Source organism: Streptomyces sp. JLBG701, assembly GCF_058544905.1.
Genome location: NZ_CM178588.1, coordinates 6,567,599 through 6,584,114, shown reverse-complemented (window position 1 = coordinate 6,584,114; position 16,516 = coordinate 6,567,599). Strand labels below are relative to the sequence as shown.

General features: G+C 68.7%; 15 protein-coding genes. 4 read left to right on the top strand and 11 right to left on the bottom strand.

Annotation, left to right across the window (positions count from 1 at the left end; genetic code table 11):
• Positions 1-107 precede the first annotated feature (107 nt).
• Complete coding sequence (locus AC5DRG_RS30470; RefSeq protein ID WP_491802660.1) at positions 108-719, top strand: TetR/AcrR family transcriptional regulator; 612 nt, start codon at positions 108-110, stop codon at positions 717-719.
• Positions 720-732: 13 nt separating this feature from the next.
• Here AC5DRG_RS30470 and AC5DRG_RS30465 read toward each other — a convergent pair whose 3' ends face one another.
• Both AC5DRG_RS30465 and AC5DRG_RS30460 read right to left on the bottom strand, forming a co-directional pair.
• Positions 733-1,332: a M23 family metallopeptidase gene (locus AC5DRG_RS30465; protein ID WP_491802659.1), complete on the bottom strand. Its 600-nt coding sequence runs from the start codon at positions 1,330-1,332 to the stop codon at positions 733-735.
• Between the two features lie 296 nt (positions 1,333-1,628).
• Positions 1,629-2,114 (bottom strand): hypothetical protein, encoded by a 486-nt coding sequence (locus AC5DRG_RS30460; protein WP_491802658.1) that lies wholly within the window; start codon positions 2,112-2,114, stop codon positions 1,629-1,631.
• Between the two features lie 114 nt (positions 2,115-2,228).
• Between AC5DRG_RS30460 and AC5DRG_RS30455 the strand changes: the two genes are divergently transcribed.
• Together AC5DRG_RS30455 and AC5DRG_RS30450 are read left to right on the top strand one after the other, a co-directional pair.
• On the top strand, positions 2,229-5,366 hold the full coding sequence (locus AC5DRG_RS30455; protein ID WP_491802657.1) for an NACHT domain-containing protein: 3,138 nt from the start codon (positions 2,229-2,231) through the stop codon (positions 5,364-5,366).
• Between the two features lie 120 nt (positions 5,367-5,486).
• On the top strand, positions 5,487-6,116 hold the full coding sequence (locus AC5DRG_RS30450; protein WP_491802656.1) for an HAD family acid phosphatase: 630 nt from the start codon (positions 5,487-5,489) through the stop codon (positions 6,114-6,116).
• A gap of 71 nt (positions 6,117-6,187) precedes the next feature.
• Here the strand turns inward: AC5DRG_RS30450 and AC5DRG_RS30445 are convergent, their stop codons facing one another.
• The gene (locus tag AC5DRG_RS30445; protein ID WP_491802655.1) at positions 6,188-8,713 is read right to left on the bottom strand and encodes an ATP-dependent Clp protease ATP-binding subunit; all 2,526 of its coding nucleotides are present in this window, start codon (positions 8,711-8,713) and stop codon (positions 6,188-6,190) included.
• A gap of 432 nt (positions 8,714-9,145) precedes the next feature.
• On the opposite strand from AC5DRG_RS30445, the gene AC5DRG_RS30440 reads away from it, so the two are divergent.
• Positions 9,146-9,826 (top strand): SCO3374 family protein, encoded by a 681-nt coding sequence (locus AC5DRG_RS30440; protein ID WP_491802654.1) that lies wholly within the window; start codon positions 9,146-9,148, stop codon positions 9,824-9,826.
• On the opposite strand, the gene AC5DRG_RS30435 is transcribed toward AC5DRG_RS30440, so the two are convergent.
• From AC5DRG_RS30435 to AC5DRG_RS30400, 8 genes are all read right to left on the bottom strand, one after another.
• Positions 9,805-10,140 (bottom strand): histone-like nucleoid-structuring protein Lsr2, encoded by a 336-nt coding sequence (locus tag AC5DRG_RS30435; RefSeq protein ID WP_491802653.1) that lies wholly within the window; start codon positions 10,138-10,140, stop codon positions 9,805-9,807. The two genes, AC5DRG_RS30440 and AC5DRG_RS30435, sit on opposite strands and share 22 nt — an antisense overlap.
• A 240-nt stretch (positions 10,141-10,380) precedes the next feature.
• Positions 10,381-10,914 (bottom strand): amino-acid N-acetyltransferase, encoded by a 534-nt coding sequence (locus AC5DRG_RS30430; RefSeq protein ID WP_491802652.1) that lies wholly within the window; start codon positions 10,912-10,914, stop codon positions 10,381-10,383.
• Between the two features lie 9 nt (positions 10,915-10,923).
• A complete protein-coding gene (locus tag AC5DRG_RS30425) occupies positions 10,924-11,376 on the bottom strand; it encodes a BlaI/MecI/CopY family transcriptional regulator (RefSeq protein ID WP_491802651.1) in 453 nt (150 codons plus the stop codon).
• Between the two features lie 94 nt (positions 11,377-11,470).
• Positions 11,471-11,650 (bottom strand): hypothetical protein, encoded by a 180-nt coding sequence (locus tag AC5DRG_RS30420; RefSeq protein ID WP_491802650.1) that lies wholly within the window; start codon positions 11,648-11,650, stop codon positions 11,471-11,473.
• 51 nt (positions 11,651-11,701) lie between these two features.
• Positions 11,702-12,331, bottom strand: coding sequence for a hypothetical protein (locus AC5DRG_RS30415; RefSeq protein ID WP_491813204.1), 630 nt, complete (start codon positions 12,329-12,331; stop codon positions 11,702-11,704).
• Between the two features lie 613 nt (positions 12,332-12,944).
• Positions 12,945-13,742, bottom strand: a complete 798-nt coding sequence (locus AC5DRG_RS30410) for a type III pantothenate kinase (RefSeq protein ID WP_491802649.1) — start codon at positions 13,740-13,742, stop codon at positions 12,945-12,947.
• A gap of 15 nt (positions 13,743-13,757) precedes the next feature.
• Positions 13,758-14,753, bottom strand: a complete 996-nt coding sequence (nadC, locus tag AC5DRG_RS30405; protein ID WP_491802648.1) for a carboxylating nicotinate-nucleotide diphosphorylase — start codon at positions 14,751-14,753, stop codon at positions 13,758-13,760.
• 5 nt (positions 14,754-14,758) lie between these two features.
• A complete protein-coding gene (locus AC5DRG_RS30400) occupies positions 14,759-16,516 on the bottom strand; it encodes an L-aspartate oxidase (protein ID WP_491813203.1) in 1,758 nt (585 codons plus the stop codon).

Genomic DNA, 16,516 nt, shown 5'->3' with positions numbered 1-16,516 from the left:
AGCTCCGCTACTTACTTGACGCCCGGCTAGTTGTCTACACTGAGGAAGGTAGAGGCGTAACTAGCCGGGCGTCAAGTAAGTTTCTTGGAAAGCCGAGGAGTACGAGGATGGGCGGCACCATGGACGGCACCAAGCAGCGACGCCGCGGGGACACCCGCCAGCGCATCCAGGACGTGGCCCTCGAACTCTTCGCCGAGCAGGGCTACGAGAAGACGTCCCTGCGCGAGATCGCCGAGCGCCTGGACGTCACCAAGGCGGCGCTCTACTACCACTTCAAGACCAAGGAAGAGATCATCGTCAGCCTCTTCGAGGACCTGACGAAGCCGATCGAGGACCTGATCGAGTGGGGCAAGCAGCAGCCGCACACCCTGGCGACCAAGCAGGACATCGTACGGCGCTACAGCGAGGCCCTGACCGAGGCGGCTCCCCTGTTCCGCTTCATGCAGGAGAACCAGGCGACCGTACGGGACCTGAGCATCGGCCATATGTTCAAGAACCGCATGATGGGCATGCGCGACATCATCATCGACCCGGACGCCGACCTGGTCGACCAGGTCCGCTGCATCAGCGCCCTGTTCACGATGCACGCCGGCATGTTCGTGCTCCAGGACCTGGAGGGCGACGCCGAGCAGAAGCGCAAGGCGGTCCTGGAGGTCGCGACCGACCTGATCACCAGGGCGCACGGCGGCTCGAAGACGCCCGACGATCAGGCGTCTTGACCGACCACGCCTCTTAGACGGTCACACCCTTGGCCCGCAGAAACGCGACGGGGTCGATCGCGGAGCCGTAGTTCGCGGTCGTACGGATCTCGAAGTGCAGGTGCGGCCCGCTGGAGTTGCCGGTGTTGCCGGACAGGGCGATGTTCTGCCCGGTGGCGACGACCTGGCCGACCTTCACCTTGATCTTCGAGAGGTGGGCGTACTGGGAGTACGTACCGCTGCTGTGCTTGATGACGATGGCATTGCCGTACGCGGACCCGTCACCGGCGCCGTTGCCGCCGGCCTTGACGACCGTGCCGCCGTGCGCGGCCACGACCTTGGTGCCGCTCGGCACGGCGAAGTCCTGACCGGAGTGGGTGGACTGCCACATGCTGCCGGCCTGATTGAAGGCAGCGGAGAGCGTGTACTTCTTCACCGGGTCGACCCAGGAGGCGGCCGTCTTCGCCGCGGCGGTCTTGGCGGTGACGGGCGTGGCGGTGACGGCGGTGGTGCCGGCGGCGTTCGCGACCCCGGCCCCCAGTACGACCGACGCCCCCAGGCCAACGGCCAGGACGGCGGCACGCATGCGGAGCGGGGACGTGCGGAAGGAGCGGGACGTGAAGCGCTGGGACATCGAAACCTCATTGGGACGGGGACAGAGAAACCACCCGGCGGACGGACACCCACCGGATGGCGCATCCCTTGGTAACCCCGACTCCCCCAGACACCAAAAGCCGCGTTCTACGACGGAACCTAGTACTTGACCCCAAAACTTCCCGCTTCTTGACAGAAGCCCCATCCAGCTCATCCCGCATGAATCCACCCAGGATGCAGAAACAGGGCCAGGGATTCTAGGACATAAGTCCTTTTTGCCCGAAACGCCCTCTCCACTACCCGCCCTAGTAACGGACAAATCGCCTGTGCGGCATGTCACCGGCCGCCAAGATCCGGGGCTCCGCGAATGTGACGGGGACTACGCCAAAACCGCCACCACACCACCCAGGCCGGCAATCCGACCCCGGCGAGCACGAACAGGGCCAGGAACACATACCCGATCCACATGGACGCACCCCGCGAGGCCACGACCTGGTGCGTACCCCAGGGCAGCTCTACGACGGACACGACGTCCCCGTTCCAGTCGGACCGGTCGGCCTTCACGGCGTAGGACGCGTGGGACTCCTGGGACGCGTTGGACTCGTAGGGGATCCCGACGCATTCGACCTTCTCGCCGCCCCGCCCGTTGTCCCGCCGGCACTCGGTGAGCGTGACGCTCTCCTGCCGCCCCGCAAGGCCCAGCCCGTACACACCCCCGACCACGAAGAAGGCGGCCAGCGCCAACAGCACCAGGGCGATCACCAGCCACGCCACGTCAGCGACGTACTCCGCACGCGCCCGCGTCCCCTCGACCCCCGCCATCTCTCAAGCGTAGCCCCGGGTCATCTCCGTCAACTGCTCTGAGGGCGACGCGAGTTTGCGTGCGCCGCTGCGTACGCTGGTCGGGAAAGCCGTCATGCCCACGGGGGAGCATCTATGGAACCGGCTGCCGCAGGCGTCAAGTTGGCGTCGAGCGTGGTCACGCCGCTTGTCAGGAAGCTGTTCGTCGCCGAGGGATCCGGCGCCGGGCTGGTGGACAAGCCGGTCCGCATCTCGGGCTATGTCTCCTTCAAGGGTGAGAAAAGCACCCTCACCTACGCCGACCTGGAGAAACTCTCCGCCGAGCTGGTCCGCCGCGCGCTGAAGGGCGGCGAGCGGGCCATCTCCACCGACGCGGAGGAAGCCGTCTGTTTCGCCCTGGCCGACAGTCTGTTCGCGCTCGGCAACCTCACCATGACGGACGTACAGGCGGTGGAGCTCGGTCCCGAGTACCTGGCCGACGCCCTCCGCCACGCGAGCGGCAACATGGACCGGGCCCTCTCCTTCGACGAGAGTCTCTTCTTCGGCAGCCTGCTCACCACGGCCTGCCTGCACATCCTGCACTTCTTCACCCAGCGCTCCACCTTCGTGGCCCGCACCCTCGTCGAGCAGACCCGCCGCCAGCGCGAACTCATAGCGAAGATCGACGAGTTGATCGCCCGCACCCCGCCCACCGGCGGCACCGACCCCGTCTTCGAACAGCGCTACCTCGCCTACGTCGCCACCAAGCACAGCCAACTGACCATCTACGGCATCGACCTGGCCAACACCCCCGACCGCTGGCCCCTCGACGCCGCCTACCTCAGCCTCCAGGCGCTGGGCCCCGCCGAGGACGACGACACGACCGGCCCCGGCGGTCTGCGCATCGCCTCCGCCGCGGCCACGCTGCCCGCCGAACAGGCCCTCGCCGAGCACGACTTGGTGCTGCTGCGCGGGGTCGCCGGCTCCGGCAAGACCACGCTCGTCCAGTGGCTCGCGGTGACCGCGTCCCGCGGCGAGCGCGGCGACCGCATCCCCTTCGTCCTCCCCCTGCGCACCCTCGTCCGCCGCCCCGACGGCCTCCCCGCGCCGGACGCCTTCCTGGCCGCCGTACGCGTCCCCTTCCACGCCACCCAACCCGCCGGCTGGGCGGACCGGGTGCTCGGCGCCCGCCGCGGCCTGCTCCTCGTCGACGGCATCGACGAGATCCCCGAGCGCGAACGGGAGCGCACCCGCCGCTGGCTGCGCGACCTGCTCGACGTCTACCCCGGCAACCAGTGGCTGGTCACCTCCCGCCCCTCCGCCGTACGTGAGGACTGGCTCGCCCCCGACGGCTTCACCGAACTCGCGCTCACCCCCATGAGCCGGGACGACGTGACCGCGTTCGTCGCCCGCTGGCACACCGCGGCCCGCACGGACGCACCGGAGGCGGAGCTGGAACGCCTCGACGGCTACGAGCGCACCCTCCTCGACGCCGTCCAGACCAAGCCCGACCTCGGCCGCCTCGCCACCAACCCCCTGATGTGCGGCCTGATCTGCGCCCTGCACCGCGACCGGCGCGGCTATCTCCCGCACGGCCGCCAGGAGTTGTACGACGCCGCCCTGTCGATGCTGCTGTCCCGCCGCGACGAGGAACGGGACATGTACACCCGTGGCGGCCTCGACGACGACGGCGTCCACCTCAGCGAACTCCCCCAGATCCAGCTGCTCCAGCGCCTCGCGTACTGGCTGATCCGCAACAACCAGTCCGAAATGGACCGCGACCGCGCCGAACGCATCATCGCCGACGTCCTCCCGTCCCTCCCGGCGGCCTCCTCCCAGGGCGACGCCACCGCGATCCTGCGCCACCTCCTCATCCGCAGCGGCCTGCTCCGCGAACCCACCGCCGGGACAGTGGAGTTCGTCCACCGCACCTTCCAGGACTACCTCGGCGCCAAGGCCGCGGTGGAGGACGGCGACTTCGGCCTACTGGTGCGGGGTGCCGCGGACGAACAGTGGGCGGACGTCTTCCGGATGGCGGTGGCGCATGCGCGGCCGCGTGAACGGGCCGAGCTGCTGCGGGACTTGAGCGAGTCGGCCGAGCATCTGGAGGGGGCCCAAGGGACGCGCGTACGACTCCTCGCCCTCGCGTCCCTGGAGCACGCGACGCAGCTCGACCCGACGGTGCGAGCAGCCGTCGAGCGGAACGCGGCCGCGCTGATCCCGCCACGGACGACCGAGGAGGCCCGCGCCCTGGCCTCTGTAGGCCCGCTCGCCCTGGAGCTGCTGCCCGGCCCGGAGGGGCTGACCGACGCGGAGGCCCGGGCGGTGGTCATCACGGCGTCGCTGATCGGGACGGAGGCCGCGCTGCCGGTGCTGGCCCGGTTCAGCTCCCATCCAAGCGTGGACGTACGCGCCCAACTCATCTGGACCTGGAAGCGGTTCGCGACACGGAAGTACGGTCAGGAGGTCGTCGCCCATCTACAAGAGGATGGGCTCTACTTCACCGCGCACTCGCGGGAACACCTACGTTTTCTGCACGAGCTGGGTGGCAGGAAGGCTCTTCAGCTCGCCGGGGACATCGACCCCGCCGAAATGAGAACCGCTCTGCCGTCCGACAAGGTGAACAAACTCGTCATCGGCGACAACAACAAGCTCCGCGACCTGAGCTGCCTGTCATCGCTGCACAGGCTGACTTTTCTGGAGTTCACCAATTGCCATGGTGTGTATGACCTCACGCCGCTGGCCCGACTGCCCCTGTCCACACTGTCCTTGGACTACATGCACGGTCTGGAGCGACCGGGCGCCCTGGCCGTGCTCGCCGGCTCGGCGACCCTGGAGCAGCTCCACCTCGGCATGGCGCTGGGGGCCGAGTCCCTAGACGCCGCTCTCCCGGAACTGCCACTGCGCGGTCTGCGCCTCACCAAGAACGCCATCACGTACACGGGCCTGCGCGGCCTGCACCGAATGCGCTCGCTGAACCACCTGGGCCTGTTCAGCCCGCTCACGAAACTCTCCTCCGAGGACTGGGAGGAGATCGCCCGCCTTCCCAAGCTCGAGGATCTGCGCGTCAACTGGCAGGCTCCCGGCCTGGGCTACCCTCCGCTGCCCGGCATCACCACGCTGTGGCTGGCCAACTTCCGGGGCACCGAGGACATCTCACGCATCCCGGATCTCTTCCCCAATCTGCGCACGGTCGGTATCACCCTCGCCCGGGACGTGACCTCCGTACCGGAAGACGTCCTCGCACCCCTCCCCGTAACCCCCACCATCACCACGGCGTACGGAGTGGTGTGACGCACCTCTCTAGCTGAACTACCCTCCAGTAACCCTAGAGTTTCCTCTCACGCAACCCTCGCCAAGGAACATCCCCCCGACACCCGGCAGCGCACGGATCCCGCGAGAGGACCCCCACACATGACGACAGGCACCTGGACGCGCCGCATAGGCATGACCGCCGTCGCCGCGGTCGCCGTCACAGCGATGGCCGTCCCCACCGGCGCCCAGGCCGCGACGGCCACCAGCTCCGCCACCGCCGCAGCCGCCGCCGAAGACGTCGACTACGCCACCTGGCAGGCGGACTGCCAGACGGTGATGAACGACGCGCTCCCGTACCTGAAGCAGCGCATCGCCGCCACCAAGCCGGGCGAGAAGCAGGCGATCGTCTTCGACATCGACAACACCACCCTGGAGACCGACTTCGGCTTCAGCTACCCGCAGCCGGCCAACAAGCCGGTCCTGGAGGTCGCCAAGTACGCCCAGGAGCACGGCGTAGACCTCTTCTTCGTGACCGCCCGCCCGGGCATCATCTACCTGCCCACCGAGTACAACCTGGAGCACGTCGGCTACGAAGTCGACGGCCTCTACGTCCGCAACCTGATCGACCTCTTCAAGGACGTCGCCGCCTACAAGACCGCCCAGCGCGTCGACATCGAGTCCAAGGGCTACACGATCATCGCGAACATCGGGAACAGCGCCACCGACCTCTCGGGCGGCCACGCCGAGAAGACGTACAAGCTCCCGGACTACGACGGCCAGCTGTCGTAAGTCGTCAGGGCATGCGACAGGGGCCGGTGCTGAAAAGCACCGGCCCCTTTCATCGGCTCAACCCCGGAGGGTCACGCCTCCTTGCTCAGGTTCGGTCCGGCTCCGCCGGCCGCCTGCTCGATCGGCGGGACGTCGGGCAGTGCCGACTTCTCCTCACCGCGGAAGGTGAAGGTCGCGGCGTCGCCCTCGCCCTCCGTGTCGACGACCACGATGTGACCGGGGCGCAGCTCGCCGAAGAGGATCTTCTCCGAGAGCGTGTCCTCGATCTCGCGCTGGATCGTGCGACGCAGCGGACGGGCGCCCATGACGGGGTCGTAACCCTTCTTGGACAGCAGCTCCTTGGCGGCATGGGAGAGCTCGATGCCCATGTCCCGGTCCTTGAGGCGCTCGTCGACCTTGCCGACCATCAGGTCGACGATCTTGAGGATGTCGTCCTGCGTCAGCTGCGGGAAGACGACCACGTCGTCGACGCGGTTGAGGAACTCGGGGCGGAAGTGCTGCTTGAGCTCGTCCGAGACCTTGTTCTTCATGCGCTCGTAGTTGGACTTCGTGTCACCCGTGGCCGCGAAGCCCAGGTTGAAGCCCTTGGAGATGTCCCGGGTGCCGAGGTTGGTCGTCATGATGATGACCGTGTTCTTGAAGTCCACGACCCGGCCCTGGGAGTCGGTCAGGCGACCGTCCTCCAGGATCTGGAGCAGCGAGTTGAAGATGTCCGGGTGCGCCTTTTCGACCTCGTCGAAGAGGACCACCGAGAACGGCTTGCGCCGCACCTTCTCCGTCAGCTGGCCGCCCTCTTCGTAGCCCACGTATCCGGGGGGCGAACCGAAGAGACGCGAGACCGTGTGCTTCTCGCTGAACTCCGACATGTCGAGGGAGATCAGCGCGTCCTCGTCACCGAAGAGGAACTCGGCGAGGGCCTTGGAGAGTTCGGTCTTACCGACACCGGACGGACCGGCGAAGATGAACGAACCACCTGGACGCTTCGGGTCCTTGAGGCCGGCACGCGTACGGCGGATCGCCTTCGAGAGCGCCTTGACGGCGTCCTTCTGGCCGATGACCCGCTTGTGGAGCTCGTCCTCCATACGCAGCAGGCGGCTCGACTCCTCCTCGGTCAGCTTGAAGACCGGGATGCCGGTGGCGGTCGCGAGGACCTCGGCGATCAGCTCGCCGTCGACCTCGGCGACGACGTCCATGTCGCCGGCCTTCCACTCCTTCTCCCGCTTGGCCTTCGCGGCGAGGAGCTGCTTCTCCTTGTCACGGAGAGAGGCGGCCTTCTCGAAGTCCTGCGAGTCGATCGCGGACTCCTTGTCCCTGCGGACACCGGCGATCTTCTCGTCGAACTCGCGCAGGTCCGGCGGCGCGGTCATCCGGCGGATGCGCATCCGCGAGCCCGCCTCGTCGATCAGGTCGATCGCCTTGTCGGGCAGGAAGCGGTCCGAGATGTAGCGGTCGGCGAGCGTCGCCGCCTGCACCAGGGCCTCGTCCGTGATGGAGACGCGGTGGTGGGCCTCGTAGCGGTCGCGCAGGCCCTTGAGGATCTCGATCGTGTGGGGGAGGGAAGGCTCCGCCACCTGGATCGGCTGGAAGCGGCGCTCGAGGGCCGCGTCCTTCTCAAGGTGCTTGCGGTACTCGTCCAGCGTGGTCGCACCGATGGTCTGCAGCTCACCACGGGCCAGCATCGGCTTGAGGATGCTCGCGGCGTCGATGGCGCCCTCGGCGGCACCGGCACCGACCAGCGTGTGCAGCTCGTCGATGAACAGGATGATGTCGCCGCGGGTGCGGATCTCCTTGAGGACCTTCTTCAGGCGCTCCTCGAAGTCACCGCGGTAGCGGGAGCCGGCGACCAGCGCGCCGAGGTCAAGCGTGTAGAGGTGCTTGTCCTTCAGCGTCTCAGGCACCTCGCCCTTGACGATCGCCTGAGCCAGTCCCTCGACAACCGCCGTCTTACCGACGCCGGGCTCACCGATGAGGACCGGGTTGTTCTTGGTACGGCGGGACAGCACCTGCATGACCCGCTCGATCTCCTTCTCGCGCCCGATGACCGGGTCGAGCTTGGACTCACGAGCGGCCTGGGTGAGGTTCCGGCCGAACTGGTCGAGAACCAGGGACGTCGAGGGGGTGCCCTCGGCAGGGCCGCCGGCGGTGGCGGTCTCCTTGCCCTGGTAACCGGAGAGCAGCTGGATGACCTGCTGCCGCACCCGGTTGAGATCTGCGCCCAGCTTGACCAGGACCTGGGCGGCGACGCCCTCGCCCTCACGGATCAGGCCGAGCAGGATGTGCTCCGTGCCGATGTAGTTGTGGCCCAGCTGAAGGGCCTCGCGGAGCGACAGCTCCAGGACCTTCTTGGCACGGGGGGTGAAGGGGATGTGCCCGGACGGGGCCTGCTGCCCCTGCCCGATGATCTCCTCCACCTGCTGGCGGACCGCCTCGAGCGAAATCCCGAGGCTCTCCAGGGCCTTAGCGGCGACACCCTCACCCTCGTGGATGAGACCCAGGAGGATGTGCTCGGTGCCGATGTAGTTGTGGTTGAGCATCCGGGCTTCTTCCTGAGCCAGGACGACAACCCGCCGCGCGCGGTCGGTGAACCTCTCGAACATCGTTAATCGCTCCTCAGAGCGGTCAGGCAGTAAGGGGACGCTCCCCTCCCTGTCCTTCCGCAGCTTAGTCCCGCAAGCGGGGACCGCTCATTCCAACTGCCGACACCATGTCCTTGGCCTCCTGACCCCGAACGCCGACATCTGCTCCAACCCGATGGTGCGAGACGATGTTCCCGCAGGCCAGGCAGTTACCCCCACCATCAGTACGCCGATGGCGAACGTGAGACGGCCATTTCTGCGTGTCGCCCCCTCCCACTAGGGATGTCTTACCCGTACGGACTGACACTCCATGCCGCTCAGCCCGGTTCCCTCCGCTATGGGCGAACAACCTTGCGCCACCCGACTCCACCGAGCGCCCCCACTTTCGACACTCTGCGCATTCACCGGACCACCCAGCGTAACTCGCACGCCTCTTGGACGGTTGCGCTTGGCATGGTTGGCACAGGCCCGACAAGTCCCACGCTCCCCTCTCCCCGCCGGCCGCTCGATCAGGTAGATCCGAGCGATCAGGTCCGTCGGTGGTACGAGAACGAACTGGGGTGGCAGACAGTGCCCGGGACACCCCCAACACCGGGAACACCTGGCACAGCAGCCACAACAGGCACTCCACTACGACTTTCCGTGGGCCTGCGCTTCGACGTCCTGGACGTGCCGGTCGAGGCGGGCTTCGCGGCGCTGCGGCGGCTGGGGCCGGGCTCTCCGGTGGCGGTGCAGGGCGAGAGGATGCGGCTGCTGGTGGCGGCGGGCAGCGCGGAGGAATTGCCGGGGCTGCTGGACTGGCTGGAGTGGGGCGCGCTGGCGCTGGATCTGGTGGCGCTAGGCGCGGGCGCTCTCATGGACGCGCCGTCGCCTCCGGAATTCGGGGCGACAGGGCCGCAAGGGCCGGCGGGGGCCGCGGGAAGAACACCGCTGCCCGGTCCCTTGCAGGGGGCCGCCGTATGGCTGCGGCCCCCCGAGCCGGGGTGCGAGGTCGAGGCCTCGCTGCCGAAATTGTCGGCCGTGGGGGGCGTTGGGGGCGCCCCTGATCTCGTACGACTCGTCGACACGATGGCAGCGCAATGCCACCGAGTAAGGCTGTCACGCGCGTGCGCTCAGCCGTTGGCCTTCTCGTAGGCCTCGCGAATGGCCGCGGGAACACGACCTCGGTCGTTGACCTCGTGACCGTTCTCCTTGGCCCAGGCACGGATCAGCGCGGTGTCCTGGCTGCCACCGGATGCGGCGCGCGCCTTTCCACGGCCACCCGCGGCACGGCCACCGGTACGCCGGCCGCCCTTCACGTAAGGCTCGAGAAGGCCACGGAGCTTGTCCGCATTCGCGGTGGTGAGATCGATCTCGTACGTCTTGCCGTCCAGCGCGAACGTCACGGTCTCGTCCGCCTCGCCGCCGTCGAGGTCGTCGACAAGAAGGACCTGAACCTTCTGTGCCACCGGATTTCCTTTCATCGATAACTTGAGGGCCTGGGGTCTGCGGCGTCTGCCGTTTCACCGTCCCCTGTTATATGCAGTACTGCAGTACGTCGGAAAGCAAACCGCTTTTGCCGGAAAAACACAAACCCCCGGGAGAGACTGAGGGAGACCCCTCGGTCCGGAAACATGCGCGTTTCGGACATAGGGAACCTGGGCAGGCCCGCTCGCCGAAATATGTCTGCTCGGCAGTCTCCTCGGCGATCACAGATGCAGAAGCATCCGCCTGTTGCCCAAGGTGTTCGGTTTCACTCGTTCGAGTCCGAGGAACTCTGCGACGCCCTCGTCATAGGAACGCAGCAACTCTGCGTAGACATCGGTGTCAACAGGTGTCTCACCGATCTCCACGAACCCGTGCTTCGAGAAGAAGTCCACTTCGAAGGTCAGACAGAAAACGCGACGAACGCCCAGCCAACGCGCGGTGTGCAGCAACTTCTCCAGCAACTGATGCCCGACACCGGCACCCTTCAGGCCCGGCTTGACGGCGAGAGTGCGTACTTCCGCGAGGTCTTCCCACATCACATGCAGAGCGCCACAGCCGACCACCTCTGCGTTGTCGTCGCGTTCGGCGACCCAGAACTCCTGGATGTCCTCGTAAAGCGTCACCGTCGCTTTGTCGAGCAGGATGCGGTCACGGACGTAGGCGTCAAGGAGACGGCGTACCACCGGGACATCGCCGGTGCGGGCCCGCCGGACGGTGATGGCTTTAGCGGTGACTTCGGGGCGCTCTGCTGACATGAGCGGACGCTATCGCCCGCTGTCGCCCCGCGCGGAGCCGGGGTTCTCCTCGCCGCTATCGCCGCCGGCGGCTTCCGCGGGTAGCGGGGGTGCGGGCGTTTCCGGGCCTTGCACCATCCGTACGGCATCCGTGAGCGCCTGTCGCTGTTCCTCGCTCATCATGCCGAAGAAGGCGACGAGAGCGGCGGCCGGGTTGTCGCTCTGGGACCAGGCGTCGTTCATCAGGGCGGCGGCGTAGGCGGCGCGTGTGGAGACCGCCTCATATCGATAGGCCCGGCCTTCCGCCTCTCGGCGCACCCAGCCCTTCTGATGGAGATTGTCCAAAACGGTCATCACAGTGGTGTACGCGATGGACCGTTCCTGCTGAAGGTCTTCCAGGACTTCTCGAACGGTCACCGGGCGGTTCCACTTCCACACCCGCGTCATGACCGAGTCTTCGAGTTCTCCCAATGGGCGAGGCACACTCAGCACAATAGTGGGAGATCTCGCCAACGACGTACCGAACGTGCGCTTTCACTGACAAACAGCGACAAAAAGGGGCGTACGACTCGGAAAGTTAGACGTCGGTACCACCGGAGGCCTGCCGCGCACTCTCCGCGCGCGCGATGGCGGCGTCGACGGCGGCGTCCTCCTTGGCCTTGTTGGCCCCGCCCTGGGTCTTCACGATCACCCGGATCACACCGATGAAGAACACGGCCATGACGACCGGGGGCACGAGCGCGGAGACGTAGTCCATGGACCCAGGGTAGCCACGGCGGGATGACGGAAGGGGGCGGGGCCCCTTCCCCTACCCGGCAGCGAGGTGTTGGGACGGACTCCCCGCCGGGGGCCGGTCGGGCTTGCGGCGGGGAAAGACCTCGCCCGGGGTCGGAATGGGCCGGGACGGCTTGGGTTCGGCGGGACGCTCGGCCGGCTTCTCGGCGGGCTTTTCGGCGGGCTTCTTCACCGGCTCCCCCTCCCCACCGGAAAGACCACCAGGAAGGGCCAGGAGGCGCGTACGGGACGCGGGAACGGTCGGCTCGACCTCAACGGCCGGTCGACCCCTACCGCAGGCCAGACGGGCGCGTACGTCCCGTTCGGCGACCGTCTGACAACGATCCAGCAGCACGGCCGCGACGGGATTGCCGCGCAGCGCTCGAAGTGCGGCGAGGTCGTCGGGGTTCGGCAGGCACCCGGTCCCCAGCGCCTCCTCCAGGAGCGTGAGATAGCCGGCCGCGGCGCCGGGCAGGGCGGCACGGTAGCGGGCGAGGTCGGCCACCAGGAAGGCGCGCAGCCGAGCGCCCTCGCGCACGGCCTCGTCGACGGATTCGGCGAGCCTGAGACAGTCCTGGACGTCTTCGGCCGAGGCGGGGCTTGAGTGAAGGGCGAGGGCGAGAGCGCGACGGAGCACACGCAGCTCCTCCACGCCGAACGCCATGCCGCCGCGGGATCCGTATGGCGTGGGCATGCGGCGACGATACGCGCTAATCAGACAAACTCCGCTATACCGAACGGGTGTGGCGCGCCAAGCCACCCAGGCGGACGCGCGGCCTGAGGTGCAAGGACGCCGCCGCCGACCCCTGGGGGCTGCGCCCCCAGACCCCCCTACGGCCCTGAACGGGCCTTGTCCTCAAACGCCGGACGGGCTGGGATTGCCTGGACCGGCGCTGAAATGCCCCGACGCTCTCCAGCCCGTCGACGAAACCAGCCCGGCCGACAAGATCCAGTCCCGCCGCAAGACTCGAGCCCGGTCGGCAGAACCCAGCCTGGTCGGCAGAATCCAGTCCGGCCTCAAAACTCCAGCCCGCCCGCACAACCCGGCCTCGTCACGAAAATCCAGGCCGGTCTGCACAATTCGACGCCTCCGCACAATCCCTGGTCCGCAAATCCAGCCCCTCCGCGCAATCAACCCCGGCCCGCAATTTCAGCCCCTCCGGCGTTTGAGGAGCGGGGGTCCAGGGGGCAGAGCCCCCTGGGGGCGGGGTCGAAGGGGCGGCAGCCCCTGGGGATGGGACGGGTAGGGGCGGCGGGGCGAGGAAACCCGGCGCGAGTCACATACGCGAGACGTTCCGCTCGTAGACCAGCCGCAACCCGATCAACGTCAGCCACGGCTCGTGCTCGTCGATCACCGAGGACTCCCCCAGCACCATCGGCGCCAATCCCCCCGTAGCGATGACGGTCACGTCCTCCGGATCCTCCGCAAGCTCCCGAGTCATCCGGTTCACCACACCGTCCACCTGCCCGGCGAACCCGTACACGATCCCCGACTGCATCGCCTCGACCGTGTTCTTCCCGATCACACTCCGCGGCCGAGCCACCTCGATCTTCCGAAGCTGCGCCCCCTTCACCCCGAGCGCCTCGACGGAGATCTCGATCCCGGGCGCGATGACCCCGCCGACATACTCCCCGCGCGCACTCACCGCGTCGAACGTCGTCGCCGTACCGAAGTCGACGACGATCGCCGGCCCGCCGTAGAGCTCGACGGCCGCCACCGCGTTGATGATGCGGTCCGCGCCGACCTCCTTCGGGTTGTCCGTCAGGATCGGCACGCCCGTCTTCACGCCCGGTTCGACGAGCACCGCGGGCACGTCGCCGTAGTACCGCCGCGTCACCTCACGCAGCTCGTGCAGCACGGACGGCACGGTCGCGCAGATCGCGATCCCGTCGATGCCGTCGCCCAGCTCCTCTCCGAGGAGCGGATGCATGCCCATGAGGCCCTGCAACAGCACCGCGAGTTCGTCCGCCGTGCGCCGCGCGTCCGTGGAGATGCGCCAGTGCTCGACGATGTCCTCCCCGTCGAACAGCCCCAGGACGGTGTGCGTGTTCCCTACGTCGATCGTCAGCAGCATGGCCGGTCCTGCTCCCTACTCCGCCGCTCGCAGATCCAGGCCGATGTCCAGGATCGGCGAGGAGTGGGTCAGGGCTCCGACGGCGAGGTAGTCCACGCCCGTGTCGGCGTACGCCTTCGCGTTGTCCAGGGTGAGCCGGCCGGACGCCTCAAGGGCCGCGCGGCCCTGCACGATGGCCACCGCCTCCGCGCACTCGCCGGGCGTGAAGTTGTCCAGAAGGATCAGGTCGGCCCCGGCGTCCACGGCCTCGCGCAGCTGGTGCAGGGTGTCGACCTCGACCTCGATCGGCACCTCCGGGAAGGTCGCCCGTACGGCCTCGAAGGCCTGCGCCACACCGCCCGCGGCGACCACGTGGTTGTCCTTGACCAGGGCGGCGTCGGAGAGCGACATGCGGTGGTTGACGCCACCGCCGCAGCGGACCGCGAACTTCTCCAGGGAGCGCAGCCCCGGCGTGGTCTTGCGGGTGTCACGCACGCGTGCCTTCGAGTCCTCCAGAACGTCCGCCCACGCGCGCGTGGCGGTCGCGATGCCCGACAGCCGGCACAGCAGGTTGAGCGCGCTGCGCTCGGCGGTCAGCAGGTCACGCGTGCGTGTGGTGACCGACAGCAGCTGCTGGCCCGCCTCCACGCGGTCGCCGTCCTCGACGTGCCGCTCGACCTCGAACTCGTCGGAGCAGACCACGGAGATGACCGCCTCGGCGACCCTGAGGCCGGCCACGACGCCCGCCTCGCGCGCGGTGAAGTCGGCCGTGGCCACGGCCTCCTCGGAGATGGTCGCGACGGTCGTCACGTCCACGCCGTGGTCGAGGTCCTCCTGGATGGCGATGTTGGCGACGTCCTCGACCTCCAGGGGGTCGAGTCCGGCGTCGGTGAGGAGCTCGGCGAGCGCGGGGTCGAGCCCGCACTCCGCGTACTCGGCGTACTCGGGGTAGCCCTCCTCGCCGTCGGCGCCGCACGCGCAGCCGTCGCCGCAGCCGTCGCTCTGGGCGAGGGGAAGGTCGGGGGTGCTCACTGCTGTCACTGCTCCTGAAGGGGCTGCTGCTGGGTCGGGGGGAAGTCTGCGGTGTCCGTGGTGTGTACGGCCAGCGTCCGGTCCGGATTCAGCCGTACGACGATGTGGCGGCGCCAGTCGCTGTCGTCGCGCTCGGCGTGGTCCTCGCGCCAGTGGCAGCCGCGGGTCTCCTCGCGCTGCCGGGCGGCGGCGACCAGGACGCGGGCCACGCACAGGAGGTTGGTGGCCTCCCAGGTGTCGACGCCGGGTTCGGCGGTCTTGCCGTTCTCGTCGAGCGCGTCGCGGGCGTCGCTGTGCAGTCGCTGGAGGGCCTCGGCCGCGGTCGCCAGGGACACGGCCGAGCGCAGTACGCCCGCGCCGTCGGTCATGATCCGCTGGATGGCGAAGCGGGCCTCGGGCGCGAGCAGCGGGTGCGCGGGCTTCTCGGGGTGCGGGACCGGTGCAGGCACGCGCGCGTGGAGGGCGTTGTCGGCGTGGCTCGCCGCTATGTCGGCGACGATGCGCTCGGCGTAGACGAGGCCTTCCAGGAGGGAGTTGGAGGCGAGCCGGTTGGCGCCGTGCACACCGGTGCAGGCGACCTCGCCGCACGCGTACAGGCCGGGGACGGTCGTACGGCCCCGGGAGTCCGTGCGGACGCCGCCTGAGGCGTAGTGGGCGGCCGGGGCGACCGGGACGGGCTCGTGGATGGGGTCGATGCCGTTGGCGCGGCAGGCGGCGAGGATGGTCGGGAAGCGGTGCTCCCACATGTCGGCGCCGAAGTGCCTGGCGTCGAGGAACATGTGCTCGGCGTCCTGCTCCTGCATGCGCCGCATGATGCCCTTGGCGACGATGTCCCGGGGCGCCAGTTCGGCGAGTTCGTGCTGCCCGACCATGAAGCGGACGCCGTCGGCGTCGACCAGGTGGGCGCCCTCGCCGCGGACCGCCTCGGAGACCAGGGGCTGCTGGCCCTCGGCGTCCGGGCCGAGGAACAGCACGGTGGGGTGGAACTGCACGAACTCCAGGTCGGAGATCTCCGCGCCGGCGCGGAGGGCGAGCGCCACGCCGTCGCCCGTCGACACGGACGGGTTGGTGGTCGCGGAGAACACCTGGCCCATGCCGCCGGTCGCGAGGATCACGGTGGGGGCGTGCACGGCGCCCACGCCGTCGTGCTGGCCCTCTCCCATGACGTGCAGGGTTACGCCCGCGGTGCGGCCGTCGGCGTCCGTCAGCAGGTCCAGGACGAGCGCGTTCTCGACCGTGCGCAGGCCACGCGCGCGTACCGCCTCGACGAGCGCGCGGGAGATCTCGGCGCCGGTCGCGTCGCCACCGGCGTGCGCGATACGGCGGCGGTGGTGGCCGCCCTCGCGGGTGAGCTCAAGGCGGCCTTCGGAGGACTCGTCGAAGTGCGCGCCGGTCTCGATCAGGCGGCGTACGGCGTCGGGGCCCTCGGTGACGAGGATCCGTACCGCCTCCTCGTCGCAGAGGCCCGCGCCCGCCACCAGCGTGTCGTCCAGGTGCTGTTCGGGGGTGTCGCCGTCGCCGAGGGCCGCGGCGATGCCGCCCTGCGCCCAGCGGGTGGAGCCGTCGTCGAGGCGGGCCTTGGTGACGACGACCGTCGCGAGGCCGGCGGCCTCGCAGCGCAGGGCCGCGGTGAGGCCGGCGACGCCGGAGCCGACGACCACCACGTCCGCGGCGATGGACCATCCTGGGGCGGGCGCATACAAGCGGGGGCGCGCGCGAAGCGCTCTCGTTTGAGGGTGGTGGTGGGCGACGGGCGGGCGTAT

Bases quoted from the DNA above. Each gene is read 5' to 3' on its own strand.
- AC5DRG_RS30470 (WP_491802660.1), top strand. From the start codon at position 108: ATGGGCGGCACCATGGACGGCACCAAGCAGCGACGCCGCGGGGACACC.
- AC5DRG_RS30420 (WP_491802650.1), bottom strand. From the start codon at position 11,650: ATGGACTACGTCTCCGCGCTCGTGCCCCCGGTCGTCATGGCCGTGTTC.
- AC5DRG_RS30460 (WP_491802658.1), bottom strand. From the start codon at position 2,114: ATGGCGGGGGTCGAGGGGACGCGGGCGCGTGCGGAGTACGTCGCTGAC.
- AC5DRG_RS30465 (WP_491802659.1), bottom strand. From the start codon at position 1,332: ATGTCCCAGCGCTTCACGTCCCGCTCCTTCCGCACGTCCCCGCTCCGC.
- AC5DRG_RS30410 (WP_491802649.1), bottom strand. From the start codon at position 13,742: ATGCTGCTGACGATCGACGTAGGGAACACGCACACCGTCCTGGGGCTG.
- AC5DRG_RS30430 (WP_491802652.1), bottom strand. From the start codon at position 10,914: ATGTCAGCAGAGCGCCCCGAAGTCACCGCTAAAGCCATCACCGTCCGG.
- AC5DRG_RS30445 (WP_491802655.1), bottom strand. From the start codon at position 8,713: ATGTTCGAGAGGTTCACCGACCGCGCGCGGCGGGTTGTCGTCCTGGCT.
- AC5DRG_RS30415 (WP_491813204.1), bottom strand. From the start codon at position 12,331: ATGGCGTTCGGCGTGGAGGAGCTGCGTGTGCTCCGTCGCGCTCTCGCC.
- AC5DRG_RS30450 (WP_491802656.1), top strand. From the start codon at position 5,487: ATGACGACAGGCACCTGGACGCGCCGCATAGGCATGACCGCCGTCGCC.
- AC5DRG_RS30440 (WP_491802654.1), top strand. From the start codon at position 9,146: ATGGTTGGCACAGGCCCGACAAGTCCCACGCTCCCCTCTCCCCGCCGG.
- AC5DRG_RS30455 (WP_491802657.1), top strand. From the start codon at position 2,229: ATGGAACCGGCTGCCGCAGGCGTCAAGTTGGCGTCGAGCGTGGTCACG.